This is a genomic window from Suilimivivens aceti (assembly GCF_025567405.1).
GTDB lineage: Bacteria > Bacillota > Clostridia > Lachnospirales > Lachnospiraceae > Suilimivivens > Suilimivivens aceti.
In genome coordinates this window covers 77993-104334 of sequence record NZ_JAOQKJ010000009.1, presented here as the reverse complement: position 1 = coordinate 104334, position 26342 = coordinate 77993, and the positions used below count along the sequence as shown (strand labels likewise).

20 protein-coding genes are annotated in these 26342 nt (G+C 41.9%); 17 read left to right on the top strand and 3 right to left on the bottom strand.

Annotated features, from left to right (window positions below):
* Positions 1 to 97 precede the first annotated feature (97 nt).
* The 17 genes from OCV77_RS11875 to OCV77_RS11795 all read left to right on the top strand — a co-directional run bounded on the left by OCV77_RS11875 (position 98) and on the right by OCV77_RS11795 (position 22993).
* The gene (locus OCV77_RS11875; RefSeq protein ID WP_003864561.1) at positions 98 to 607 is read left to right on the top strand and encodes a DUF5104 domain-containing protein; all 510 of its coding nucleotides are present in this window, start codon (positions 98 to 100) and stop codon (positions 605 to 607) included.
* A gap of 207 nt (positions 608 to 814) precedes the next feature.
* Positions 815 to 1453 (top strand): CHC2 zinc finger domain-containing protein, encoded by a 639-nt coding sequence (locus tag OCV77_RS11870; RefSeq protein ID WP_173859827.1) that lies wholly within the window; start codon positions 815 to 817, stop codon positions 1451 to 1453.
* Positions 1365 to 2741, top strand: a complete 1377-nt coding sequence (locus tag OCV77_RS11865) for a virulence-associated E family protein (RefSeq protein WP_077711718.1) — start codon at positions 1365 to 1367, stop codon at positions 2739 to 2741. Before OCV77_RS11870 ends, OCV77_RS11865 begins: the two co-directional genes overlap by 89 nt.
* Before the next feature lie 248 nt (positions 2742 to 2989).
* Positions 2990 to 3187 (top strand): hypothetical protein, encoded by a 198-nt coding sequence (locus OCV77_RS11860; RefSeq protein WP_097780884.1) that lies wholly within the window; start codon positions 2990 to 2992, stop codon positions 3185 to 3187.
* A 65-nt stretch (positions 3188 to 3252) separates the two neighbouring features.
* Positions 3253 to 3927 carry a DNA topoisomerase gene (locus tag OCV77_RS16700; RefSeq protein ID WP_262575281.1) on the top strand — a complete coding sequence of 225 codons (675 nt, stop codon included), beginning with the start codon at positions 3253 to 3255 and terminating at the stop codon, positions 3925 to 3927.
* Positions 3928 to 3995: 68 nt separating this feature from the next.
* Positions 3996 to 4736, top strand: coding sequence for a hypothetical protein (locus tag OCV77_RS11850; RefSeq protein WP_186867836.1), 741 nt, complete (start codon positions 3996 to 3998; stop codon positions 4734 to 4736).
* Positions 4737 to 4892: 156 nt separating this feature from the next.
* The gene (locus OCV77_RS11845) at positions 4893 to 5189 is read left to right on the top strand and encodes a hypothetical protein (protein WP_262575258.1); all 297 of its coding nucleotides are present in this window, start codon (positions 4893 to 4895) and stop codon (positions 5187 to 5189) included.
* An 85-nt stretch (positions 5190 to 5274) separates the two neighbouring features.
* The gene (locus tag OCV77_RS11835) at positions 5275 to 13803 is read left to right on the top strand and encodes a DUF3849 domain-containing protein (RefSeq protein WP_331488865.1); all 8529 of its coding nucleotides are present in this window, start codon (positions 5275 to 5277) and stop codon (positions 13801 to 13803) included.
* A 432-nt stretch (positions 13804 to 14235) separates the two neighbouring features.
* Positions 14236 to 15195: a hypothetical protein gene (locus OCV77_RS11830; RefSeq protein ID WP_252970362.1), complete on the top strand. Its 960-nt coding sequence runs from the start codon at positions 14236 to 14238 to the stop codon at positions 15193 to 15195.
* Positions 15196 to 15301: 106 nt separating this feature from the next.
* A complete protein-coding gene (locus OCV77_RS11825) occupies positions 15302 to 15874 on the top strand; it encodes a DUF6033 family protein (RefSeq protein WP_055288251.1) in 573 nt (190 codons plus the stop codon).
* A 119-nt stretch (positions 15875 to 15993) separates the two neighbouring features.
* On the top strand, positions 15994 to 16725 hold the full coding sequence (locus tag OCV77_RS11820; protein WP_262575256.1) for a hypothetical protein: 732 nt from the start codon (positions 15994 to 15996) through the stop codon (positions 16723 to 16725).
* A gap of 16 nt (positions 16726 to 16741) precedes the next feature.
* The gene (locus OCV77_RS11815) at positions 16742 to 17404 is read left to right on the top strand and encodes a hypothetical protein (protein ID WP_262575255.1); all 663 of its coding nucleotides are present in this window, start codon (positions 16742 to 16744) and stop codon (positions 17402 to 17404) included.
* A gap of 25 nt (positions 17405 to 17429) precedes the next feature.
* Positions 17430 to 18101, top strand: coding sequence for a hypothetical protein (locus OCV77_RS11810; protein ID WP_262575254.1), 672 nt, complete (start codon positions 17430 to 17432; stop codon positions 18099 to 18101).
* A gap of 69 nt (positions 18102 to 18170) precedes the next feature.
* Positions 18171 to 18335, top strand: a complete 165-nt coding sequence (locus OCV77_RS16910; RefSeq protein WP_331488863.1) for a winged helix-turn-helix domain-containing protein — start codon at positions 18171 to 18173, stop codon at positions 18333 to 18335.
* 12 nt (positions 18336 to 18347) lie between these two features.
* Positions 18348 to 18500, top strand: coding sequence for a helix-turn-helix domain-containing protein (locus tag OCV77_RS16905; RefSeq protein WP_331488862.1), 153 nt, complete (start codon positions 18348 to 18350; stop codon positions 18498 to 18500).
* Between the two features lie 217 nt (positions 18501 to 18717).
* The gene (locus tag OCV77_RS16685) at positions 18718 to 22782 is read left to right on the top strand and encodes a YodL domain-containing protein (RefSeq protein ID WP_262575253.1); all 4065 of its coding nucleotides are present in this window, start codon (positions 18718 to 18720) and stop codon (positions 22780 to 22782) included.
* A gap of 4 nt (positions 22783 to 22786) precedes the next feature.
* Positions 22787 to 22993, top strand: a complete 207-nt coding sequence (locus OCV77_RS11795; RefSeq protein WP_118413184.1) for a transposon-transfer assisting family protein — start codon at positions 22787 to 22789, stop codon at positions 22991 to 22993.
* 156 nt (positions 22994 to 23149) lie between these two features.
* On the opposite strand, the gene OCV77_RS11790 is transcribed toward OCV77_RS11795, so the two are convergent.
* The 3 genes from OCV77_RS11790 to OCV77_RS11780 form a co-directional block, all read right to left on the bottom strand.
* Entirely contained in the window at positions 23150 to 24139 is a 990-nt protein-coding gene (locus OCV77_RS11790) for an Abi family protein (protein WP_117831463.1), read from the bottom strand.
* 62 nt (positions 24140 to 24201) lie between these two features.
* Positions 24202 to 25572, bottom strand: coding sequence for a relaxase/mobilization nuclease domain-containing protein (locus OCV77_RS11785; protein ID WP_262575252.1), 1371 nt, complete (start codon positions 25570 to 25572; stop codon positions 24202 to 24204).
* Positions 25521 to 25862, bottom strand: coding sequence for a MobC family plasmid mobilization relaxosome protein (locus OCV77_RS11780; RefSeq protein ID WP_262575251.1), 342 nt, complete (start codon positions 25860 to 25862; stop codon positions 25521 to 25523). The genes OCV77_RS11785 and OCV77_RS11780 overlap by 52 nt, the downstream gene beginning before the upstream one ends.
* Positions 25863 to 26342 lie beyond the last annotated feature (480 nt).

The following is a 26342-nucleotide window of genomic DNA, read 5'->3' as shown; positions in this document are numbered from 1 at the left end:
CTTTAGGTTGATGAAGTATAATGATAGTAAGAAATTTTTTGTAATGACCTTAATCCAATAAGTGATTTTGCAATTATCAAGTAAAGGATGTAATTATATGAAAAAGGTATTGTTGTTTTCCAGTGTGATTATGATACTCGGTTTAACAGGCTGCTCTAACAAGTATTTCAATGACTGGTTTAGCTCTGAACAAAATGAAACGGATAAAATATGTCAACAAGTTATTGAGGCATATAAGCAACAGGATTCAGAGAAACTCAAATCTCTATTTTCCGAAGAAAGCAAAAAGAACATTGAGAATTTAGACACTGAAATCTCTGCTTTTTTCGATTATATTGAGGGCAGTATCCAAAGTTTTGAGGGCGATTGTGCATCATCAAGTGAAAGCAACTATGGTAAAAGGAAAACGGAATTGGATGGTATGTATCTCATATTGACAGAGAAGGAAAGGTATTGTATGAATTTTTATATGTATAGTGAGGATGATGAAAATGCCCAAAATGTGGGGATATATAAAATTGAAATTGCATTGGAGAGCGAAGTGGCTGAGGATAATTTTATATGGGATAATCCCCCAAACGGTATTTTTGTTGGAGGACAAAATTGATTTTTGTTATGAGAGAACATTAAAGTATAAATTTCGGATGGTATAAGAAAAACTGACTACAATTAAATCTTCACAGCTTTACTAAGCAGGAGATCCGAAAAGGTCTCCTGCTTTTTTGCATCCAAAATTAAATATGGAACTTTAAGGCACTTGCTATTTTCGTTTTGAAAATGACAGGTGCTTTTTTCGTTTCAGGAAAGGAGTCACATGAATGTATTTGAAATTGTAAAAGAAAATGTTACTGCCCGACAAGCCGCAGAAGCCTATGGCTTGAAAGTGGGTCGCACAGGTATGGCGTGTTGTCCGTTTCACTCGGATAAGTCCCCCAGTATGAAGCTGGATGAACGCTATTACTGTTTTGGCTGCGGAGCAACCGGAGATGCTGTTGATCTGACAGCGAAGCTATTCGGTATCGGGCTGAGGGAAGCTGCTGTCAAACTTGCTGAAGATTTTGGTCTTAACTATGACAGCCGACAAAAGCCCAGTGTCCGCCCTCGTATTCGTGAGCCGACACCGGAGCAGAAATATCAAAAAGAAGAAAATCATTGCTACAAGGTGCTGACAGATTATTTTCATCTTCTTAGAGAATGGGAAAAGAAATACGCTCCTAAACAGCCGGATGAGGAATGGAATCCCCTGTTTGCAGAAGCACTGCATAGGAAGAACTATATCGAATATCTGCTTGATATTCTTCTGTATGGTTCATTGGAGGAACGAAAAGCACTTGTGGCAGAACAGAGAAAGGAGGCGTTGAAACTTGAACAGCGAATTGCAGAACTGTCAGCAGACAGAACCATGTACAGTAGAAGAAATCCGAAACAGCTTAGAGCAGAGCGAGAAAGGTAAGGTTTATAATACTGCCGCAAATTATAAGCGTGTTCTGCAATATGACCCACTTTTGAAAGGGGCTATCCGAAAAAATCTTCTGACCGAAAGAATCGACATTGTGAAGTCCCTCGGCTGGTATCGTGACAGCCCGACATTGACAGATGTGGATGTGAAATATCTGCTCCTATATTTTGAAGAAAACTATGGATTGACCGTAGAGAAGAAAATCATAGACGCAGTTGCGGTTATTGCTAATGAAAACCGTTACCACCCTGTCTGTGATTTTCTCAATGCCCTGCAATGGGACGGAACGGAACGCATACGCTTCTGTCTGCACCGTTTTCTCGGTTCTGATACAGATGATTACACCTATGAAGCATTGAAGTTGTTTCTGCTGGGAGCTATCTCACGAGCCTTTAAGCCGGGGTGCAAATTTGAGGTAATGCTCTGCCTTGTGGGCGGTCAGGGAGCCGGAAAGTCCTCTTTCTTCCGTTTGCTTGCGGTCAATGATGATTGGTTCTCTGATGACTTGAAAAAGCTGGATGATGAAAATGTGTACCGCAAAATGCAGGGGCATTGGATTATTGAAATGTCGGAAATGATTGCAACCGCCAACGCTAAGAGCATTGAAGAAATCAAGTCCTTTCTGAGCCGCCAAAAGGAAACCTATAAGATACCCTATGAAACACATCCGGCAGACAGAAAACGACAATGTGTGTTTGGAGGTTCTTCTAATACCCTTGACTTTCTTCCCCTTGACAGAACAGGCAACCGCCGCTTCGTTCCGGTTATGGTCTATCCTGAAAGGGCTGAGGTTCATATTTTGGCAGATGAACAGGCTTCCAGAGAGTATATCAATCAGATGTGGGCAGAAGCTATGGAGATTTACAGAAGCGGCAATTTCCGTCTGAGATTCAGTCCGGCTATGAACGATTATCTGAAAGCCCACCAAAAGGATTTTATGCCGGAGGACACAAAGGCAGGACAGATTTTAGACTATCTGGAACGCTATTCCGGCAGCATAGTCTGCTCTAAGCAGCTTTACAAGGAAGCACTGGGGCATGATTATGACGAACCGAAACAATGGGAGCTGCGAGAGATCAACGACATTATGAATAACGCTGTCACAGGCTGGAGGGCGTTCAGCAATCCGAGATATTTTCCAGAGCCTTACCGCAGACAAAAGGGCTGGGAGCGTATCAGGAACGACAACGAGCCTGACAACAGCATGGATGGTTTTCAGGAAATCCCGACAGAGGAAATGGAACAGTTAGGGCTTCCGGAAGAATGGTTAAAGCAAAAATAAAAGTCCGTTGTCGCTTCGGTTGTCGAGCCGGTTGTCGGTCTGGTTGTCGGGCAAAAATCCCGAAAGCCTTGATATTGCGGCACTTTTCCCTCTCTGACAACCATGACAACCAATATTATAGAGAAAAAGAAAATAGTAAAAAGATAGTATCGCCCGATAAAGAAAAAAGGTTTTTTGATGTCCGTTGTCGGAACTTCGTTGTCAGACCTTTCCTTGTCGGGCTTTTTTCATTTAAGGAGGAATATCGTATGACAAATATTGTGAACAGTACACTACCCATCCCAAATAACCATTCGGAGAAAAACAAACCGGATGGAGTTTTTGTGATTAAGCAAGGCAAAACAAATTATAAAGTCAAAGTGTTTTTTGACCATAGTAGCGGTTTGACTGCGGAGGACAGGTTGAAACGCATTATTCAGGCAGAAGCAGAGAGAGAATCTGCGTAAGTAATATGAAAAATATCCACGCACCCCCTTGACAAAAGCTTTCAGAAGATTCCCTTTTGTCGGCAATGGAGCGAGCCGGAGCAGAGGATATGGGTGATGAGGTGGAGAGAAAAGGACTTGGCACACCTGCCACCAGAGCCGATATCATAGAAAAGTTGGTAAAAGACGGATTTGTGAAACGTGAGAAAAAGCAGATGATCCCGACAGAGGACGGAATGAAGCTGATCACGATACTTCCGGATGTAGTAAAATCTCCGAAACTGACCGCTGACTGGGAGAATGAGCTTACTCTTGTATCCAAAGGAGAAGTTGCTGCAGAACAGTTTATGTCAGGTATTGAAGCAATGGTAACTGATCTTGTAAAGACCTATCACAGCGTTAGTGATGAACATAAAGCCATGTTTGGCACAGGTAAGGGTGGACAGGAAGTGCTAGGCAAATGCCCGAAGTGTGGTGCTGATGTAGTCAAGGGAAAATTCGGAGCGTACTGTACCGGGAAGTGCGGTATGAATGTCGGCAAGGCACTTGGGGTAACACTTTCCGATACACAGGTCAAGAGCCTGCTTCAAGGGAAAAAGATACTTGTAAAAGGATTAAAAGGCAAGAAGGGTAGCTATGATGCGTACCTGATTCCAGAGAGTGTACAGGAATTTTCCTATACGAAAGATGGTAAAGAAATCAAGGGATTCCAGTATAAGTTTAAGATGGAATTTTCTCAAAAGGCAGGAAAGCGAGGGTAGAAATGTAGCTGTGATTGTGGTATAGTTGGGAAAATATCGGAATTTGTAAAGTTAAGGAGAAATACTTAATGTGGTTAGACAGAAATGAACTTGTATCACTTGATTTGAAGTTGACATCGGACTATGGTGATATCATACCAAAAATACAAATAGGTTATGATCTATTTAACCTTATTGAACATAATACCAGTATAGATACAGAAACTAAAATCAATTTAAAAGAGAAAGCAGTAATATGTCATCAGAAAATCAAAATGATGTTGTTTGCAGAAAAATGTGCTATTGAAAATTTAAATGAATTTGAAGTCTCACAGAACATGGAAATGCCTTGCCTTTTTGGAGATGATGAAACAACATTGCTTTATCATACTGAAAGTACAATCCTTTTTGCAAGAAATGCATTAGATGTAGTAGCTACTATTTTTCATTGTATGGCTTTTCATGAAAGAAATGATAGTTTCAATAAATTCACAAAGAAAATATTGAAGGATGAAAATGATAAATTTATTTATTTAAAATCATATCTTTGTGAAATAGATAAACTTGATACACATGCTTTTCGTTTACTCTGTGGTAGCGAGAGAGGAAGATCATTAAGAGATCAAATCGTACATCAAACTAATATTAAACTTGAGTATGATGAGTATAAAGAAGGTAGCAATAAAGAGAAGTTATTCATAGTGTTATATAAGGGTGAAATTGTGATTTGTTATAGAGAATTTATGAGGAACTTTGTTATGGAAGTTGTAGAAATGATTTCATCTATTTCACAAAAATTCATTCTCGACGAATTAGAAAATCAACTATAATGGGAAATGTAATAGACAATTCTCTATTTGTGGATGTCGAGAAATTTAATTTAGCGGTACGACATTATACCACATACAATTTAATAACAACACAGCGTTAGAGCGTAAGGGAAAACCTGTACGCTCTAATTTTTTATCAAAAACGGAGGAAAACACATGGAAGAAACAAATGTAACAATGACTACAGAGGAAATGCAGGGTGAGCCTGCGGCAAAGGAAAATGAGACAAAGGCGGAGAAGTTTATCCGTATTGGCGAGTACCGCATGAATAAGGCGGTTGATGCTATTGGCAGACTGGAGAATCTTGCAAATCGAGGTTCCTACGAATATACACAGGAACAGGTAGATGCTATGTTTCAGGCATTAGAGGGGAGGGTTGCGGAAGTTAAGGCGAGATTTACGCCTAAGAAAGCGGTTGAGAGTAAGACTTTCAGCTTTGGTACAACAGAATAGGAATGTAACGGGAAGTAAGGGAAAGGCAGTCATGTAGTGTATGTGGCTGCCTTTTTGTCGTATCTATGACAGGAAGGAGAACTGCGTGAGAAAATATGATTTTATATCGGCTCTGGCAAAAGAGACAGCAGCCGAGGTTGTCAAAAATCGTGAGGAATGGATGAAATACCTTACCACAGCGGCAAGGCTGTATAAGTATCCGTTCCGGGAACAGCTTTTGATCTATGCACAAAGACCGGACGCAACAGCGTGTGCTTCCATAGAGCTGTGGAATGAGCGTATGCACTGCTGGGTAAACAAAGGGGCAAAAGGTATCGCACTTTTGGACGAGGATGATGCACATGGAAAGCGTCTGAAATATGTATTTGATGTTTCAGATGTCCATGCGGCAAGGAGAATCGGACGGTATCCGGAACTCTGGGAATTACATGAGGAACATAAGGAAGATGTAATTAAGCGTCTGGAGCAGACTTATGGTGCTACCGATGATAAGAAGCTGTTTGAAGAAAGACTTATAGAGATAGCTGAGAGGATTGCGGCAGATTATTATGAGGAATTGTTGCCGGATTTGCAGTACATGATCGAGGGCAGTTTTTTAGAAGGACTGGACGAGCAGAATGTCGGTATCCGCTTGAGGGAGACATTATCGGACAGCATTTCCTTTACACTTTTATCTGCCTGTGGTGCAGATATGCAGGAGTATGGTTCGGAATTTTCTTTCGATTTTATCCATGAATTTAATTCCATGGACACCCTTGCAGTACTTGGAGATGCAGCCAATGAGCTTGCAAAACCGGTACTTTTAGAGATTGGAAGAACCATAAGGGCATATAACAGAAGCCACGAACAGGAACAAACAGAAAATTTAACGCAGAAAGGACTTGCAAATACTTCTGAAATAGACTACAATGCGTTAAAGCGTGAAAGCGAGAGCGGACATGAGGAATATATTGACAACAATCAAAACAGCGTAGAAAGGGGCAATAGCAATGAATCTGACATACGAGAAGAATGGGGATTATCTGATCCCGACATTACAGGCGGACAGTCAGCCGGAGGGAACCGTAACGAAGTACGGAATGATGAGGGAGACTTATCTGAAGGAGAACCACAGGGGCGTGTACTCAGCGTTTCTTCTGAAAGGGACATTGAAAGAACACCTGCTGACCATTCAGAAGCAGGCAGAGGAGAGAATGGAGAAGCTGATAAGCCAGATGGCGGCAACAGAGGGAGTGACAGAACAGCTCAAGGAAACCGATCAGATGCTTTGGGTAGCGAAGATGAACAGCATTCGGAACCGAGCAGAGGAAGTGGTTCTGGGAGAACTGGTTTACAGTCTGTAACAGACACAGATGATCTTCTCCGGGGAGAAGCACCGGAACCCACCTTTACACAACTCAGCCTGTTTCCTTCTTTTGAGGAGCAGGTCGGAACAGTCGCAGCAGCGGAAGCAAGTATGAAATATACCATGCCCGCTGCTTTTTCTTTGCCACAGAATGAGCTTGAAACCATTCTTCGCAGTGGTGGAGGAAAACAGCACAGCAGAAAGCGTATCTTTGCAAAGTACACAGAGGGCAGAAATGCCGAGCAGATGGTGGATTTTCTGAAAAATGAGTACGGACAGACCGGAAAAGGTTTTGAAATCAATGGAAATCCAGTATCAGTGTGGTTCGATGAGCATGGTATGAGCGTCGGCTATGGAACACAGGCAAGGGAAACACCGATTGTCACGATGGATTGGGAAGATGTGGAGAGCCATATCCGTTCCATGATCGAAAATGGTACTTATATGAGTGCCAGTGAAGCATTTCTTGTAGATACACAGGAGAGAAATCGTGTTGCCAATCAGATCTATTTCTTCCTGCGAGATGGAATGGATGAAATGCCGGAGGAGCTTGGCTTAAAAGCAGGAAATTATCCGGAAAGTGAAGCAAAACTCATGGAGCTTCTTTCCACCCATGAGGGCAGGGAACAGCTTAAAAATATCTTGGAAGATGCGGCAGAGCGACTTGCATCGGGTGAAGCCGAATTAAAATGGCGGCATGTGAAATCACCGGAATATCTGTTATCGGAGATAGCAGACTTTGACAGGGAGAGACTGGAATTTCCATTGCCGGATGCGGTGGAGGTAGCACAGGAAGATTTTATCACACAGGATGAAATCGACTATGCACTTGGCAGAGGAAGCGGCTATGAGCATGGAGCTTTCCGCATTTATGAGTATTTCATGGAAGGACATGACCAGAAAGAAACAGTTGCTTTTCTGAAAAATGAATATGGTATTGGCGGCGGTTCCGGTGGACTTCCAGGCAACGATGATTCCCATAATGAACATGATGGAAAAGGTATCCGTCTGGAGAAGGGCAGCTATGGAAATCCGTATGCAAAAGTGCTTCTGAACTGGAATGTAGTCGAGAAAAGGCTACGTGAGCTGATCCATGAGGATAAATATTTATCTCCACAGGGGAAAGAAAACTACAAGGCATACAAGGAAGAACAGGCAGAGAAAGCAAGACAGCGAGAGCTTTCCCGTCTGGAGCATGGACAGCGACTTGAATGTAAGAAGGACATCGAAGCCTTGATTGCCGAGAAATTCAATGGTTTTGTGCTTCCGAGGAATACCGCAGATGAAATCATAGATAAATATGGCATTGACTGTGTGGAATTTGTTCTTGCAAATACCGTCACGCATTTTGATTATGATGGGCGGTTTTCGCAGAACAATAAGGAATGGGCAAAAGGCATTGTTGCGGAAAATGAGTGGCAGAATAATGATCTGATTTTAAGTTCACATCCGGCAGTATTGGACGGATTTACCAATCAGGCAAGAAGATATATCAATGTATTGTGGGAAAAAGAAAAGGAAGCACAGGAAAAGGTCACGATTGATGGATATGAGTGTGCTCTGGTTGATCAGTGGGGCAGTGAGGAAGAAAAATATCTGCTTGGAAATAACATTGCGGATAACAGCTTTTATTATGCACAGGTCAATGGGAAAACCTTTGAATATGACCATAAGCCGGAGCGTAGCGAGGTAGAGGACGATTATATCAATGCCATTGCAGAGGAAGATATTGACCGACACGAAGCAGAGGTGTTTTCAAGGTTTGAGGGGACGGATGGTATCGCAGGGCCGGATGAAACTGAGCCACAACAAGAATTTTCACAAGAGGAATCGCAGAAATTATCATGGCATGTGGTACATGATGCAGATGATGAATATGGCAATCCGACACAGTGGAGTGCAACCTTATCAGAGGGAATATTCCTTTGGATTGATAAGGAAGTGGACGGATATGCTATTTATGATACGGCAGACACCACCCGTCCGGCATTGGAGACATTTTCGACTTTGCAGGAAGCAATGGATTGGGGGAATGAGCTTGCAGAAAGTGGCAGGGAAGCAGAGACGGAGTTCTCTGATGAAAGGGAGCAGACCGAAGATGAACTGGACAACATAGACACGCAGGCTGCCCGTGAGCGTCTGGAGAATGGAGAATCAGAGCAAGAGACTGAAGATATGCTGTCGCAGGTGCTTACCGGAGAATGGGAGCCGCTTACACCTTCGTCAGAGGAAAAACAGCCTGCATCAGAAAGGCAATCAGCACAAGAAAGGGCGGTATCAGCACCAGATAAAAGTAACGCTGTCAATTTCCATATCAGCGATGACCGATTGGGTGAAGGCTCTCCAAAAGAAAAATTCCAGACAAATATTGCAGCAATCAAGATGTTGGAGCAGATCGAGGGCGAAAACCGTTATGCTACACCGCAGGAACAGCAGATTTTATCCCAGTATGTCGGCTGGGGTGGTCTTGCCGATGCGTTTGACGAGAGCAAATCAAACTGGTCAGCAGAATATCACCAGTTAAAGGAACTGCTATCACCGGAGGAGTACCGCATGGCAAGGGAGAGTACCTTGAATGCCCATTATACAAGTCCGGTCATTATCCGCCAGATGTACGAAACATTGGAGAAAATGGGATTTTCCAAAGGAAATGTACTGGAGCCTTCCATGGGTATCGGCAACTTTTTCGGTATGATGCCGGATTCCATGAAAGAAAGCAGGCTTTACGGAGTAGAGCTGGACAGCATTACCGGACGCATTGCAAAGCAGCTTTATCCGCAAGCAGATGTGCAGATCAAAGGCTTTGAAAAGACCGATTATCCGAATGATTTCTTTGATGTGGCAATCGGAAATGTGCCTTTTGGTCAGTATAAAGTGGCAGATAAGCAGTATGATAAAAATAATTTCCTGATCCATGATTATTTCTTTGCAAAGACGTTGGATAAGGTGCGTTCCGGTGGTGTGGTTGCTTTTATCACAAGTAAGGGAACTATGGACAAAGCAAGTCCGGAGGTCAGAAGATACCTTGCACAGCGTGCAGACCTGCTAGGTGCGGTGAGACTTCCGAATACCGCATTTAAGGCAAATGCAGGAACAGAAGTGACTTCGGATATATTATTTTTCCAGAAGCGTGACCGCATGGTAGAGCGTGAGCCGGACTGGGTACATCTGGGAGAGGATGCAGATGGCATTGCAATGAACGCTTACTTTGCACAGCATCCGGAGCAGATCGTAGGAAAGATGGAAATGGTATCCGGTCCTTATGGCATGGAAAGCACCTGTAAGGCAGATGACAGCAGACCATTTGCGGAGCAGTTAGCGAAAGCACTTCAAAACATTACGGGACAGATTGATACGATTGATCTGGATGAGGAGCTTGCGGATGATATGAGCAGGCAGAGTATTCCGGCTGATCCGTCCGTTAAAAATTTCAGCTATACCGTAGTTGAGAATGAAGTGTATTACCGTGAAAATTCTGTCATGAAGCCTGTAGAAGTATCAGACACCGCAAAAGAACGTATCAAGGGAATGGTGGCAATCCGTAACTGTACGCAGGAGCTGATTGATATGCAGCTTGAGGAATATTCCGATGCGGCAATCAAGGGAAAACAGGCGGAATTAAACACATTATACGATTCTTTCTCGAAAAAATATGGTCTGATCAATTCGCAGACGAATAAGAGAGCCTTTAATCAGGACAGCAGTTATTGCCTGTTGTGTTCTTTGGAAAAACTTGATGATGAGGGCAATTTCAAGGGCAAAGCGGATATGTTCACGAAGCGTACCATTAAAAGGGCAGAGGTGGTCACAAGTGTGGATACTGCAAGTGAAGCATTGGCAGTATCTTTAGCAGAGAAAGCTAAAATCGACCTTGATTATATGGCAGAGCTGACTGAAAAGGACAAGGATACGCTGATTGAGGAGCTTCGTGGTGTTATTTTCCAGAACCCGCTTACCGATGTCTGGGAGACAGCAGACCAGTATCTCAGCGGAAATGTGCGTGAGAAACTTGCCATTGCAGCAACCTATGCAGAAAATCATCCGGAATATGCTCCAAATGTGCAGGCTCTTACGCAGGTACAGCCGAGGGAGCTGGACGCATCGGAGATTGAGGTGCGTATTGGTGCCACATGGATTGATCCAAAATATATCAATGATTTCATGCGTGATACGTTCCAGACACCGGAGCATTTATTCCGCAGAGATACGATTGGGGTGCAGTTTTCGGGTGTGACCGGAGAGTGGAACATTAAAGGGAAAAACGCTGATTTTGGAAATACGCTTGTCAACATGACCTATGGTACAAGCCGGGTAAATGCCTATAAGATACTGGAAGATTCCTTAAATCTGAAAGACACAAGAGTTTATGATACCATTGAGGAAGATGGAAAGGAAAAAAGAGTTCTTAATAAAAAGGAAACCATGATTGCAAGCCAGAAGCAGGAAGCGATAAGGGAAGCATTTAAGGACTGGGTATTCCGTGATCCGGAGCGCAGGCAGACACTTGTGGCAAAATATAATGAGCTTTTCAATTCCACCAGACCAAGAGAATATGACGGTTCACATCTGAAATTTCCGGGTATGACACCGGATATTGAATTAAAGCCGCATCAGAAAAATGCGGTTGCCCATGTGCTGTATGGGGATAATACCCTGCTTGCACACTGCGTTGGTGCCGGAAAGACCTTTGAAATGACAGCGGCGGCAATGGAAAGCAAGCGTCTGGGACTATGCCAAAAGTCATTATTCGTGGTGCCGAACCACCTGACTGAACAATGGGCAAGTGATTTCTTACGGTTATATCCAGGAGCAAATATCCTTGCGGCAACGAAAAAGGATTTTGAACCCGCCAACCGTAAGAAATTTTGTTCCCGTATTGCAACAGGTGATTATGATGCCGTTATTATCGGGCATAGTCAGTTTGAAAAAATCCCGTTATCACAGGAAAGACAGGCAGCCACAATCGAAAAACAGATTGATGAGATTGAGCTTGCTATTGATCAGGCAAAAAGAGACAACGGGGAGCGTTATACCATTAAGCAGATGGAAAAATCGAGGAAAGCATTGCAGGTGCGGCTTGACAAGTTAAATGACCAGAGCCGTAAGGATAATGTCGTGACTTTTGAGCAGTTGGGTGTAGACAGGCTGTTTGTGGATGAGAGCCACAATTACAAGAACCTGTTCCTTTATACGAAAATGAGGAATGTGGCAGGCATCGCACAGACAGAAGCACAGAAGTCATCTGATATGTTTGCCAAGTGCCAGTATCTTGATGAAATCACAGGCGGCAAGGGTGTAACTTTTGCGACCGGAACGCCAATTTCCAACAGCATGACGGAGCTTTATACGAATATGCGTTATCTCCAGTATGGTACGCTTCAGAAGCTGGGACTGGGACATTTCGATGCGTGGGCGGCTTCTTTTGGGGAAACACAGACCGCCATAGAACTTGCACCGGAGGGAACCGGATACCGGGCAAAGACAAGATTTGCGAAGTTTTTCAATCTTCCGGAGCTGATTGCACTTTTCAAGGAGAGTGCGGACATTCAGACACCGGATATGTTAAAACTTCCTGTGCCGGAAGCAGAGTATGAAAATGTGGTATTAAAGCCGAGTGAATTTCAGAAAGAAATGGTGGCGTCTCTTGCGGAACGTGCTGAAGCAGTCCGGGACAGACAGGTGCAGCCTTACGAGGACAATATGCTAAAGATTACCAATGACGGAAGAAAGCTGGCACTTGACCAGAGGCTGCTCAATGATATGCTTCCGGATGAGGAAAATTCCAAAGCGGCAACCTGTGTGGAGAAAGCCTATGAGATATGGGAGAACACCAAAGAGCAGAAGTCAGCACAGTTGATTTTCTGTGATCTTTCTACACCGAAAGGCGATGGCACTTTCAATGTGTATGAGGATATAAAAAACAAGCTCATGGAAAAGGGAGTGCCGGAGCAGGAGATCGCATTTATCCATGATGCCAATACAGAACTTAGAAAAGCGGAGCTGTTTGCAAAAGTAAGAAGCGGACAGGTTCGTTTTTTATTAGGTTCCACAGCAAAAATGGGAGCCGGTACGAATGTGCAGGACAGATTGATTGCACTGCATCATCTGGATGTGCCTTGGCGTCCTTCTGATATTGAACAGCAGGAAGGTCGTATTTTACGACAGGGCAACCAGAATGATAAGGTCAAGATATTTCGTTATGTTACGGAAGGTACGTTTGACAGTTATTCGTGGCAGCTCATCGAGAATAAACAGAAATTCATCGGACAGATCATGACCAGCAAATCCCCGGTGCGAAGCTGTGAGGATGTGGACGAAGCGGCACTTTCCTATGCAGAAGTCAAGGCACTTGCCACAGGTAATCCCTACATAAAAGAAAAAATGGATCTCGATATTCAGGTATCGAAGCTGAAACTGATGAAGGCAAACCATACCAGTCAGAAGTACAGGCTGGAGGATAACATCACACAACATTATCCGCATCAGATCGCCATTTTCAAGGAGCGTATCGAAGGCTTTACCGCTGATATGAATAAATATGCGAAAAATAAGCCGGAGGATAAGGAGCAGTTCTTTATGCAGGTGGGTGGAAAATCATACACCGACAAAAAGGAAGCTGGAACTGCAATCATAGCCATGTGTAAGGAGATTAAAGGCATCAATGCCAGTGCGGATGTAGGTGAATATCTTGGATTTAAGCTGAATGTAACCTTTGATTCTTTTAACAATAAATTTGTGATGAATGTCAAAGGTGCAATGAGCCACCCGATGGAAGTCGGCTCTGATCCGCTTGGAAATATCACAAGAATCAACAATGTACTGGAAGCCATGCCTTCACAGCTTGAGGAAGCACAGATGAAGCTATCCAATGTGAAACATCAGCTTGAAACAGCAAAAGCGGAGGTAGATAAGCCATTTCCACAGGAAGCGGAGCTATCTGAAAAGCTGGAACGTCTTGCAGAGCTTAATGCCCTGCTTAACATGGACGAAAAAGGAGATGATGCGATTGGCATGGATGACGATGCTGCAGAACCGGAAAAACCACAGGAAGATGTGAAATCGGTGGATAAAAAAGGTGATGAGGTTGCGGATATGCCGGCAAAGCAGAGTAATCTTGGAAAAACAGTTACGGATAGTAAGCTGTCAGACCGACCGGCAGAACGGACTTCATTGCAAGAGAAGCTCGCAGCAATGAAGGCAAGGGTGTCCGGGACACCTGCAGGAAGGGATGCAGCAGATAAGGCAAAGAAAAAAGAAAAAATTTTATAGGAAAATCTATTTTATTCCCAAGTTTATTCCCAACCTGTCAGCGCTATTTGGGTTGGGAATATTGAAAAGTGTTATAGCAGTTTATGTAAGGGCAGTCCGTAGTGGCTGCCCTTTATCGTGCAAAGATGGAGATCATTTATGGCAGACAATTGTTATTGGTAGGAGCATGTGGCAATGAGGATTGGCAGATGTTACCGTTTTGCTTGGATGCGCAATCAGAAATTGTATCAGATTGTGAAAATGCAAAGGAGTATCGAAAACTTATAGGGTTACAGATATAGTAAGAGGCACGCCCAAATTTCAGGTTTCGTTCCATTCTGTAAAGAAAAATGAATAAATGTCGATAAATATTATGAGCTAAGGATGGCGTCTGTTTTCAAGGGATTGAATGTGAAAATAGACGCTGTTTCTGTTTGGATTGGAGGTTATATTATGAGAATACAAGCGGCAAATACATTTTATATAGGTACTTACTCTGTTTTGAATACGAAGTCATCATTTCCATATGCTGTGAAAGTTGAAGGTTACGGAAATACAAGAAACCAAAGGAGTTTATTTCAGTTTGCACATGTGACAATAACAGAACATATGGTAAATGCAAAATATGGTACAAAGATTACAAACGGTCCGAGAGTGCAGATGCAGACCGCAGGTAGTAAGAAAAAAGAAGATTGGACTGAGGTTTCCAAAGAACAGTTGGCAGAAGTAAAACTACCGGCATCATTTGATAAATTGAAAGAACAAAATTCTTATTTTTATCATGGAGAAAACATATCGGATTATGAACTAGTGCAAACTGCAGTAGCATTGGGGAAAATGGAATTACCAACAGATGAGAAAAAGTGTATCCTAGACAGAGTTGCAATGGATGCATTTGAAGTGCTTGTCAGAGACCAGGCGGCTCCAAAAAACTCATGGTCAAATACATTGTATTCGGAAGATGGAAAATATACCTTTACAAAGACTGAAAGCGGAAGATGGCAGATGCATTTGATTGATGATGCTGCCATAGGTGCATCTTTGGAAGATATAGCAAATTGGATGATGAGCGGCACGCCCAATAGAAATATTGAGACACGCTACCTAAATTATCTTCATACTGTTGATCCGGATTTATATAATGTGGCGATGCGAATAGGTTCCGAGGTTCGTTCTTATGGTTTTATGGAGGATTTACATCAGCAGGGAGTATTAAGTGATAGTCAAAATCAGTATGATATGAGTCTGTTGGGTATGTTATTCGGTAAAGATGCGGATAGTATGCGTATGATATTGAATGGGTGTAAGGAGTCTGGTAATTTTTTGGAATTATTGGATTTGTATAGCCCAGATGGAGCAAAATCGTTGGATAAGCTTCGGGAACAGCAATATAAGCACGGTGGAATTGTTTAATATAGCGAGTTTTATGACAGGATATGAAAAAGCAATTAATTCTCGAAGTATAAGAGTGTGAAACACTAATGTAGCAACGGAGGTAAAGACAAACAGCAAGGACAAAGTGCAGGAATATTATGAGAAACTGTGTAAAAAGTTCCCGGAGATTACTTTTAATACGGGTAGCAGTCTTATGAGTGGAAATGAAAATAAAGTGGTAATAAATCTTTCTAGCGAATGTCTAAAGAAAATGGCAAATGATCCGGAATTTGCCAAGAAAGTAGAGTTTAATTTAACTGGTGCAGTACCGGGACAGAATAGAATGTTTGCACAAGCCAAAGCTGATAATGCAGTGATACATGGTGTTACAACTGTAATAGATGCCGATGGGAATGCTTCTGTTACTTGCGGAGGTATGACAAGAACCAGTGGTTCAAAACAAAATTCAACTATATTGAATGCGGAAAAGAAACAAAAAGAAAGATTATTGAAAAAGCGTGAGGAAAGAAAAATCTCAGAAGAAAAGGCAGCTAAGAGACGGGCAGAGAAAAAAGCGCAGTTGGAGAAGCTGACAGAAGATGAAACGTTTACAATATCGGCTACTGGCACTGATGTAAAAAGTGTTACGCAGAACCTCTTAGCTGCGGTTTCTGGTACATCTGCGCCGACAGGGGCAAGTTTTGATATAAAGGCATAAGGAGAAATTGTTCATATTCCGCAAGGCGCATAAACCTTTGCTTTTGCGGACTGCCCGGACTTATTGCAAGGGGGCAGGGGCGGCAATATAAAAAATTGATGACAATGGAGGATTAGGAAATGGCTATTAATGGAGTCGGACATAATTATGATTATTTCGGAACGACTACAAATTATATACGGGGAAAAGCAACTGTTAGGGAAGCAATCTCAAAGACGGTGGAGCAGTCGGCAAATCTTTCTATTTCTGATGCAGGAAGAAATATGCTGCGGGAAATGGCAAGCAAATTTGAACCCGATTCGGATTATACCAATGTCAGGGAACTGACAATACAAAATACAAATGAGGTTGCTTGGGAACACTATACCGCAATGCGGGATATTAGCAGCCTAACATTAAAAGACGGGAATTATAATGTTGAAGATGTGATGAAATCTATAATGGATACATATGAAACCCGTTATAATGAAATCGTAAAAGAACATGAAAATGGAGATCGTGAAGTTTCCTACGAACTTACGGGGAAAAGGTCATTGACACTTGACGAAGATTTAGCCGGATTGGACGAAGCCTTTAAAATGCGTCTGGCAAATTTAGAAGGATATATTACCTGTCAACAAACCAATAAAGCATTTGAAAACGCGGACAGTTCATGGTATTTCCGTAGAAATAGCCCTCAAAATGAAGTAAAAACACAAGATAAGGCTCAAATGTTTGATACAAAATATCAGAAAACCGCAGTATCAATAATGGAGCAGGCTAAAGAGAAGTTTTTGGTAGCCTTTAAAAGTATAAATTACAAACAAGGAACAGCAACAAGCATACTATCGGATATTATGAAAAAGTGCTGATAAAGGAGGATTAAAAATGGCTATTAGTGGAGTAGGACAGAGTTATTATCAGAACAATGTTGCAATAACGAAAAGTACAAAGAGCGTAAACAGCACGGGAGAAACGGGCAATACAAAGGAATTATCAGAAGCGGAAGAAATGGCGATTGTCAAAAAGGAATTTTATGCTGAAATTGATAAGATACCCAGAAATAGAACTATAACCAATGTGGCTATCAACATATCAGAGGAAGCATTTAAGAATATGAAAGATGATCCGGAGTACAGGGAAAAGATATTATCAGCACTTAAACGTGACTTAACTTCGTCCTTTGCACCGTTGGAAGCTTCTATGGTGCTCACTGTAGGAGCTACTGCTAAAGATTATAGGGGCGATTCATGGTCTGGTGTTAATAATCAATCGGAATTTTTTGCTCGTTCACAAAACAGTTTTTATAAAAAGACAAGCAACAAGAAAGATAGACAAAAAGAGCTTTTGGAAGAATATCTGGAAAAACGGGCGCAGGTTAAAAAACAGCAGCAGGAAATGTTGAATGAAAAGATTGCAAAGCAGGAACAGGAAAGAAGCCGATTATTACGGTCGTGGAACAATGAAAGGCTGTTGTCAAAAGCGTCTAATGCTTATGAAGCAAATGCTATGACGGAAGCGGTTACGGATAGTGCTTTTTCGCTTGGATAGTGATTTTAAGTAAGGAGAAAGAGATATGTCAATTACATTTTTAAGTAATCCTATTCATCTGCCGGATTTTTTCAAGTTTGATAGGGAATATTTGGGAAAACAGGAAAGCCAAAATGAAGACCAGAAAGTGTTTCATAAGGATATTTTAGAGGTTTCTCAATTATCGAAAAACAGGGAAAATTTAATGGATAAAATTAAGCATACAGTTGTGCATTCGGTTACATCGTTCAGCGATATGAGAGCCGGAATATTAAAAGAAATTAGGGAAGAAAAAGGGCAGTATGACTATACTGATGTTGTAAATGCCTGCGGATTGAGTTATGCAAGGCTGTATTCTGAAATTGAACAGCGCTATGAAAATGAACAGTATTATAAGGTAGATGGGACGCCGCTGACAAAAGAAGATGAGATAGAGTGGCTGGATATACAATTTGAGCAGGAAGCGGCATGGCAGAAATCCTGTGCAAGAATAGCAGCCCAGGGGCAGGTCATTCAGGGGAAAATTTTTGAAATGCCAACAAAAGAGATGGAAGAATTGGAAGACAGCTTTTATCAAGCGAAGGATGCTTATATGAAGCTGTACCGGGAAAGCAGGCAGGTGGGGAAGCCGCTTGTTTTGCAAAATTATATATTTGGCAATGGCCGGATGTATGAAGTGCTGAACAGATTAGGTAATTTACAGGAGAGGGTGGAATAATGCGGGTTAATTTATCCAACAGTTCATTGCAGAACAGATATTTTTCAGGAACAGGAAGAAGTCATTCAGATGTCAGGTATGAACGAGCATCTGTTGAATTTCAAAGGTCTTATGATAGATGAGGTTCAACGGGTAATCATTCGGGAAAATCAGGAGATAGAGCTTACATATACCGAGTTTGAAATCTTGAAGCTTTTTGCAAAGCATCCGGGAATAGTGTTCAGTAAGGAATAGATTTATGACATTGTGTGGAAAGAATCCTATTCCGGCGATTACAACATCGTCATGAGCCATATCCGGAATATTCGGGAGAAGATAGAGGATAATCCTAGCAAGCCAAGCTATATACAGACTGTTTGGGGAGTTGGTTATCGGTTCAATAAAAATTTAATAGCATAGAAACAGGCAATTAAGAAACAAAATCTTGGTTGTCTTTTTTATTTGTAAAAACATTTACAGTGACAGGTGCAGAAAGGAGACAGGAGTACATTGCAGAAATCAAAACGAATACGGGCAGTAATGATAAAGGTTTATAAGTGAATATCGTAGTTATGCAAAGGCAGTCAATAATGGCTGCCTTTTGTCATGCAAAAAATAAGCAGATGGAGGAAATACTATGGCAGAATCTAAAACAGAAAAACAGAAAGTACAGGAAATAACGGAGAAGCTAGAGCAGGGTATCAAGGAGCTTTTTGAAAGCGAGAAGTACAAGACTTATCTGAATACCATGTCAAAATTCCATAATTACAGCTTTAACAATACTATGTTAATTGCGATGCAAAAGCCAGACGCTACGTTAGTGGCCGGATTCAAGGCTTGGCAGAAGAATTTTGACAGGCACGTTAAGAAGGGGGAAAAGGGTATTCGTATCCTTGCCCCGGCACCCTATAAAATCAAAGAGGAGAGGGACAAGATTGATCCGGTCACACAAGAACTTTTACTTGATAAGGACGGAAATCCGCAGAAAGAAGAAGTCGAGATAACAATTCCGGCATTCCGGGCAGTATCCGTTTTTGATGTGGCGCAGACAGACGGAAAGCCGATACCGGAACTTGCGGCAAAGGAGCTTCTTTCAGATGTGGAAGGGTATCAGGATATGATTCGTGCAGTAGAAGCCATTTCACCAGTACCGATTGAACTGGAGGAGATAGCCGGAGATTCCAAAGGCTACTATGACAGGGAAGCAAAGCGGATTGCGGTGCAGGAAAACATGAGCGAGGGCCAGACCTTAAAGACCATGATCCATGAGGTGGCTCACTCCAATCTGCATAGCAAGGAAGTGGAGCAGGATGAGCAGATGAAAAAAGACCGCAATACCAAAGAAGTGGAAGCTGAGAGTATAGCTTATACAGTATGTCAGCATTTTGGAGTGGACACTTCCGATTATTCCTTTGGATATATTGCCGGATGGAGCAGTGGCAGAGATACCAAGGAACTGAGAGCTTCCATGGATACGATACGCAGGACAGCTTCGGAGTTGATTACCGGGATAGAGGAACAATTACAGGAATTACAAAGGAACAGGGAAGTATCACAGGAACAGACAAAGGAAAGTATTCTCCTCATACAGAATACTGACCTTTCAGAGTTCAGTCTGCTTGATGTATATGGCATGGACAGACCGGAACTGATGCAGGCATTGTCAGAAATGACAGACGATGACAAGTTGAGCATACAGGCATATTTGGAAAGCAGGGGTGCATGGACAACGGAAATCGGCAATCAGGATTCCAGAGAGTACGGAGAGTATCATCTGGATGTGCGTTATAACACAGATACAGATGAGCTGATTGATATGAAGGAGAGAAAGGCGGTCTATGATAAGGCAATGGAGCCGATCAATGCCGATGATGTGGTTGTTAAGTTCGCTTCCATTTTTGAAAGCGAATGGGAGGTTTTGAAAATCACAAATATGTTGAGGGATGATGTCAGAAAAATGCTCAAAGATATGGCTTCTCTTGATGAAAAAGAATGGGATGGCAATTACCTTTCATATATGGAAAAACAGGGAGCGGAAATCACGTTACTTGCGTCCAGTAGTAAGGAATTAAATGGAAATATGCCGGACTTTTGGGATTATGAATACGATTTTGATGCAGGTCTGACGGATGCGGAGGAATTGTCTGTCATGCAACAGGCAGAGCATATCATTAACCGGTTGGAGCATGGACAGCCTGCCTTTTCCGATGATGAAAGAAATCTGATTGTGAATTATGCGTATAAGCTTGGGGATATGGAGAAAACAAGGGAGCTTGCAGAACATATCTATGCACAGGAAGTGGATGGAAATCAGGATGTCGCATTAGCAATGATTGATGCACAGGCAGAAATCGACGCACTTCCGGATAGCATGGTCAGCATATCCGAAATGCAGGAATATGGCTATACGTGGAATGAAATGCTTCCGTTGACGCAGGAGAGAGCATTGGAACTGTTCGATGGTGACTTGCCTGTGTATCTTTTGCATACGGATGGTTCAGAGAGTACTGTAGCTGATAGAAAACAGATTTTAGAGCATGATGGAATGTGTGGAATAGAAAAAGGGGACTGGCAGAATGAACGGAAACTTCGCATGATGCAGGAAGAATTATCAGAGAGTGATTCCAACAGGGAAGCACAGCTTTTGTATGGAAATACCGATAAATATGGAATTTTCCAGTTAAAGGATGATCCGGAACTGGATAAGTTCCGTTTTGAGGGAACGGAAAGCCTGAAGCGTATGGGAATAACCAAGGATAATTTTGATGCAGTATTGCCGGAAAATTATAAGCTCGTGTATATGGGAGAACTGGCAGAATTGCAGGGGCAGACACAATCGGAAACATTGGAAGCAATCTATACAAAGTTCAATATTGACCATCCGGCGGATTACAAGGCACATTCCCTGTCGGTCAGCGATATTGTGGTATTACATGAGAACGGGGAAAACACTGCACACTTTGTAGATTCTTTTGGATTTACAGAACTGCCGAAGTTCATGCTGACACTGGAGGGCAAAGAGAATGAGATAGAGACGGAGCTTGCGGTTCATATCGCAGACCGTTATATCCTCATGCATGAATGTGATGAGGGATACGATTACTCCATTCTGAATGAGCAGTATCATTTACTGGATGGCGGTGTCTACGATAACCCGGATATTACGATTCAGCGTGCAATGGATATGGTGATTGCGGATTTGAAAGAACCGAGGTTTTCAGCGGTCACAGAGCAGTATTATCGTGATGAATTTTTGCAGGGCGAGGTGTATGCAGGTTCCGAAGCAGAGATTGTTGATTTTGAGGAACTTTCGGAGAAAGCCGAGGAAGTGGAACAGGCAGATTTGGAAGCAAAGCAGGCAGAATTTAGAGAGAACAATCCGGATGTGGTTGCAGATTTCCGGGCAAGGACGGAAGAACTGTTTCACAGTCTGGACGGACAGAGTGCGGAAGATATTGAAAAAACAGTGTATGCTTATGTGCAATCGCAGATTGATGAATACGGTCTGGATGCAGAAATTGTGGATGTGGTGGTATCCGGGAGCCGTTGCAGGGGCATAGAAAAGGAAAATTCAGATTTGGATGTAGTAGTAGAATACACAGGTTCCACCAGAGAAGATGACCTTTTCAATATGCTGCATGAGGACAGCATTTATATCGCAGGCATTCAGGTGGATATTAACCCGATCACAGAGGGCAGAACCGGAACACTGGAGACATATCTGCCGGAGGTGGAAACCTACCTGCAGGAGAAGGCACAGCAGGAGCAGACCAACAATCAGCTTGTCACGCAGGGCAGAGAAAACGCACTGGAACAGCAACCGGAAAAAGAAAAAATGATAGAAGAAAAGACACTTTCAGAATTGGAAAAAGAGCCAGTGGTTGAACCGGAGACAGTCCATATCACATTTACGGTTGCAGAATGTGGCGAATTTCACACTATGGGAGAGTTCCATGAGGGTATTGAAACGATAGAGGAAGCTATGCAACTCTACAATGTCATTGATCCGTCCCGTATGCACGGAATCCCTTCGCTTGGTGTAAATATGCACATTGACGGTACAGAAGAATGGGAAGATGAGGAAGCGGATATTGTCAGAGGAAATTGCATAGATGTGGATTTTCTGAATTACACACCAGAGCTTCGGGATACCCCCACAGTGCAGGATGCCCTTAAAAAACTGATTGCAGCATATCCGGATAAAGAGGTTAATGACAGGGAGACAAAGGAAGCAAAGATACAGACGATTGCGACAGAACTTGACCAGTTATCCTATGATATTGACACTTTTGAATATAGAGACTCGGTACCGGACAGGGAAGCACAGGTTCAAATGATTGCAAATGATATAAGAAGCGGTAATGTGAAGCCATTACAGATTTTTTTGCAGACATCTATTGATGAGGGAATTGACGAGGACAGCGAAAGACAGGCAAAAGAGCTGATTGCTAAGCTGGCAGAATATAAACCGCTTGCCAAAATCGAGGAGCTGGAGGAACAGAATTATAACATGATTGATGACAGGCTTAATAATGGTGTGGAGAAATTCTATCGTGAGGAAGAAAAGAAAGAACAGGCGGAAAAACCGCAGGCTCGTTCTTCCTTAAAGGAGCGTCTGGTAGCTAAGCAGAAGGAAGTGGCACAGGGCAAGAAAGATTCCAAAGAGCAGGAAAAATCAAAGAATACACACAGGGAGATGTAAGAATATGAATAATCCATTTACAGTTGAAGAAACAAATTTGATATGTATTTTCCAGAGTGACAGCAGAACAAAAGTTATAGAGGATATTCATAAGGCTATGAAGCATATCGACGATGATGAGCTTGTGGAATTGTCGGTGCGTGTGGCAGGAAAACTGGAAAGCATAGGTGATGAAGAATATGCCAGATTAGTGTTGGAAGCGGCAGAATAAAAATATGGTAGTCATTAGGTGCCCCTTTTGACTACCGTTTTTTTGTTAAAAATTAAAGAGGAGCCGGATCACTCCGACTCCTCCAAGTATGTGTCCGCAAACACATACCCCAATTGCTATCTATAATATACTATAGGCAGGTAAAATATGCAAGCATTATATGGAATTTTTTAAGATGTTTAAGCGAGAGAACAAATCAGGATGAATCGAAATAGCTGAAACATTCGGGTTTACAGAAGATTCGTATTCTCTTGTAATCTTTTCAAATTCACGGATGAATGATTTGATCTCTGTTTTAGAGACTTTCAGTAATTTTAAGTAGTAACAGATAAGGATGATGTAATCGCCGATTGTTTTGAAATTTATGTATGGCATCCCCATTTCTAAAATCAGGCATTGTTTCATTGGTCTTGAAGGGTCCATTTTTTTGAAACGGGTATCATATACCACATCGTTGTGAGCAATGGCATTTCTTAAATCTTTTAAGGCATATACATATTTATAAAGTAATTCCCGGTAAGTATCACTTGATAGATTGATGCCGATTGCACGGGATACTTTTTCACGCATATCAATGGTCAGGCATGAAAGCAAATATCCAAAATCGCCCATAGTGAGAATTTCAAATATTGCCCATAAAGGAACTTCATTGTAATTGACATTATTGTAAAAATGAGTGATTTTCGGATTCTCTTTTCGGTATGCAGCAGCAATGGCATTTTGTATGGAGCCTTGAAGATTTAGTTTGTTGTTCTGGTATTTCTTTTTTATATCTTCACGGGTTCCGGCTGGTGCATTTTTGTAGCTGCTGATTGCTTTATCGTACATATCATAGATACTGCTGGAATCAATTTCTGACATAATGGTGTTCAAAGCAATATTTTTAAGCGCAGTTTCTATAAACATCATTTTTCCATATAAAAGAGATTTTAATTTTGTATCATATTGAATGGTTGCGTTAATCTCATTATATGAAGTGAATGGAAGTCTGTTAGAGGAAGATACAAAAAAACGGTATCCTTTATATCCATGAAAATATCCGGTATTGATGAGCTGTTGTTTTTGTGAACTTCCTGAGATGGAAATTCCATTATCCCTAAGATGCCGCATTAAAGCATCGGGTGATTTATAATCTGTATTTGCCATAGTCTCTCCTAAACATTTGTAATAATAAATTAAGTATAATACATGCGTTAAACATTAACAAGCTACAAGATGGGATTATTCTTTTTCCTGGACTGCTCGGAGGTAAAATCGGGCTGTGTCTGACCGAGGTATTGATTCAGATTTTCCAGTTTTCGGTTTAATGATTGAACCTCTTTTTCACAGTTCTTGTAGGTGGAAGTCAGTTCATTTTTCTGTTTCATTAGTTCCTGATATTCCGCTTTTAGCTTATCAACATTCAATCCTTTTAAGTTTATCCCAGTCTGCTCAAGTACACGTCGTGCACCGCCATATAGAATGAGCTGGCTTTCGTATCGGCGGAAATATGCGTCTGGATTCTTTGACTTTTTGTAGGCGATGTGATAGGAGCGGTTGGTTTTGTACTGCTCGGCATATTTGATGATTTCTGCAAGGTCTTTCATGTGGTGTTCCAGTTTCACAACGCTCTGTTTGGCAGATTTTCTGGCTTCGGTTTTCACAGTAATCTGATGCTTCAGATCGGAGAGAGAACCAACTTCATTATAGCTTTGTGCAGCAATCTTCAAATTCTCGATAGTTGCCCATTGCTGAAGTCCGGGACTGTTTTGAAATTTTTCATCCAAGGTATCAATGAGCCTGCGGGCAGAGTAGTCTTTTTTCGGAATGACAGATTTTCGCTCATGCTTCATTTCGATGCGTTCCCGGATACGTTCCTTTGTGTATTCCTTACCAAGCGATTTCGTACTGCCACGGACAAAACGTTCTTTATCCAGAGGACGGAAAGAGATGTATTTGGCAGCACCTTCTTCAAAAGATTCTCCTTTAATTTCATATCCTTTGGCTCTCATTAAAAGTAAGAAATCTTCGTATGTGGAAGCAGACTTGATGCAAAAATTGATGTCTCTTCTAAGCTGGGTTTTCCAAGTAGAGCCATTCTGATCAGACTGCCATTCTTTGTATTTTTTACCACGTTCACCACCCGGAATGATGATGGAAAGGTTATGCGCTTTGCATAGTTCATCACTTAGTTTCCGTATGTGGTAATACGACTGTTTGCAGTCGTGATATTTGTTATGCTCGATGTTATCAGCAGCACAAAATATGATGTGATTATGAATATGTCCTTTATCAATGTGTGTGGTGAGAACATACGAATATTTCCCTTCTAAAACCTTGTCAGCAAGTTCTTTTCCAATGCGGTGAGCTTCCTCATAACTGACTTCTCCCGGAGCAAAAGCCTGTATCAGATGATAGGCTTTGTTAGGACTGTTCTCTCTGCAATGGTCAAGGGTGTACTTAAAGTCAATCGCTGCTGTTTCTGGCGCACACGCAAAAGATGAAACATAGATTTGCTCATCTGTTTTGTCGGGATTGCAGATGTAATCTATTGCTTTATCAACGGTTGCTTTGATAGCATGGATTTTTGTGTATGCCATACTTTATTCATCAACTCCTTTACTTCATTCATATCGTCCTGATAGATGTTTCTGGTACTGTTTACTCGCTTTGCAATCTGATTCAGACTTGAGCTGATTCGTCCAAGCTCTGTATTATAATTTCGCAGATAACTGTAATCGACATCATACACATATCCATATAAAATCAGTTTGCGTAAAAAGGCTGACATGCTTTTCATGCCGGATGCTTTGAACTTGGTATTGAGAATGTATTGCTCATCATCACTGAGATAAAATTGCACCGGATTAGTGCGGTTTCGGTTTGCCATTGTGCCACGTCCTTTCTAAATTTGGGTACAAAAAAACTGCTGTAAAATGTTCGATTTTTACAACAGTCTGTTTCATGTTTTATTCAATTTTGGGTGTAATTACCCATAGCAAATTGTAGCAAAAACGGCAGGAAAGGTCAATGCATTTCGACGGTAAAATGAAGAGTAATCGAAGAAAAATCGAGAGAGGGTTAGGGATACTTCCCTATGGAAATTCAACTACACAGACGATAGGAAAGTGTGGGGGATTTCGCCTGTGTCATGACACAGGCAGTGCTTGCTATGTGTGTTTTCGACACTCCAAAAGGGTGTGTCGGTGTTCCGATTGCTTAGGCAATCTGATTGGAACACATATCTTGGGCTGATAGAATTACTTTAGCTATTTTTTGTCCACTTGCGCTATTAAACTGTCCATTTGCGCTATCGGCTTCAGAAATTTTTATATAATTTCCGATATAATAATCGAAAAGAAAAAAGAGG

Bases quoted from the DNA above. Each gene is read 5' to 3' on its own strand.
- OCV77_RS11875 (WP_003864561.1), top strand. From the start codon at position 98: ATGAAAAAGGTATTGTTGTTTTCCAGTGTGATTATGATACTCGGTTTA.
- OCV77_RS11870 (WP_173859827.1), top strand. From the start codon at position 815: ATGAATGTATTTGAAATTGTAAAAGAAAATGTTACTGCCCGACAAGCC.
- OCV77_RS11860 (WP_097780884.1), top strand. From the start codon at position 2,990: ATGACAAATATTGTGAACAGTACACTACCCATCCCAAATAACCATTCG.
- OCV77_RS16700 (WP_262575281.1), top strand. From the start codon at position 3,253: ATGGAGCGAGCCGGAGCAGAGGATATGGGTGATGAGGTGGAGAGAAAA.
- OCV77_RS11850 (WP_186867836.1), top strand. From the start codon at position 3,996: ATGTGGTTAGACAGAAATGAACTTGTATCACTTGATTTGAAGTTGACA.
- OCV77_RS11845 (WP_262575258.1), top strand. From the start codon at position 4,893: ATGGAAGAAACAAATGTAACAATGACTACAGAGGAAATGCAGGGTGAG.
- OCV77_RS11830 (WP_252970362.1), top strand. From the start codon at position 14,236: ATGAGAATACAAGCGGCAAATACATTTTATATAGGTACTTACTCTGTT.
- OCV77_RS11820 (WP_262575256.1), top strand. From the start codon at position 15,994: ATGGCTATTAATGGAGTCGGACATAATTATGATTATTTCGGAACGACT.
- OCV77_RS11815 (WP_262575255.1), top strand. From the start codon at position 16,742: ATGGCTATTAGTGGAGTAGGACAGAGTTATTATCAGAACAATGTTGCA.
- OCV77_RS11810 (WP_262575254.1), top strand. From the start codon at position 17,430: ATGTCAATTACATTTTTAAGTAATCCTATTCATCTGCCGGATTTTTTC.
- OCV77_RS16910 (WP_331488863.1), top strand. From the start codon at position 18,171: ATGTCAGGTATGAACGAGCATCTGTTGAATTTCAAAGGTCTTATGATA.
- OCV77_RS16685 (WP_262575253.1), top strand. From the start codon at position 18,718: ATGGCAGAATCTAAAACAGAAAAACAGAAAGTACAGGAAATAACGGAG.
- OCV77_RS11795 (WP_118413184.1), top strand. From the start codon at position 22,787: ATGAATAATCCATTTACAGTTGAAGAAACAAATTTGATATGTATTTTC.
- OCV77_RS11790 (WP_117831463.1), bottom strand. From the start codon at position 24,139: ATGGCAAATACAGATTATAAATCACCCGATGCTTTAATGCGGCATCTT.
- OCV77_RS11785 (WP_262575252.1), bottom strand. From the start codon at position 25,572: ATGGCATACACAAAAATCCATGCTATCAAAGCAACCGTTGATAAAGCA.
- OCV77_RS11780 (WP_262575251.1), bottom strand. From the start codon at position 25,862: ATGGCAAACCGAAACCGCACTAATCCGGTGCAATTTTATCTCAGTGAT.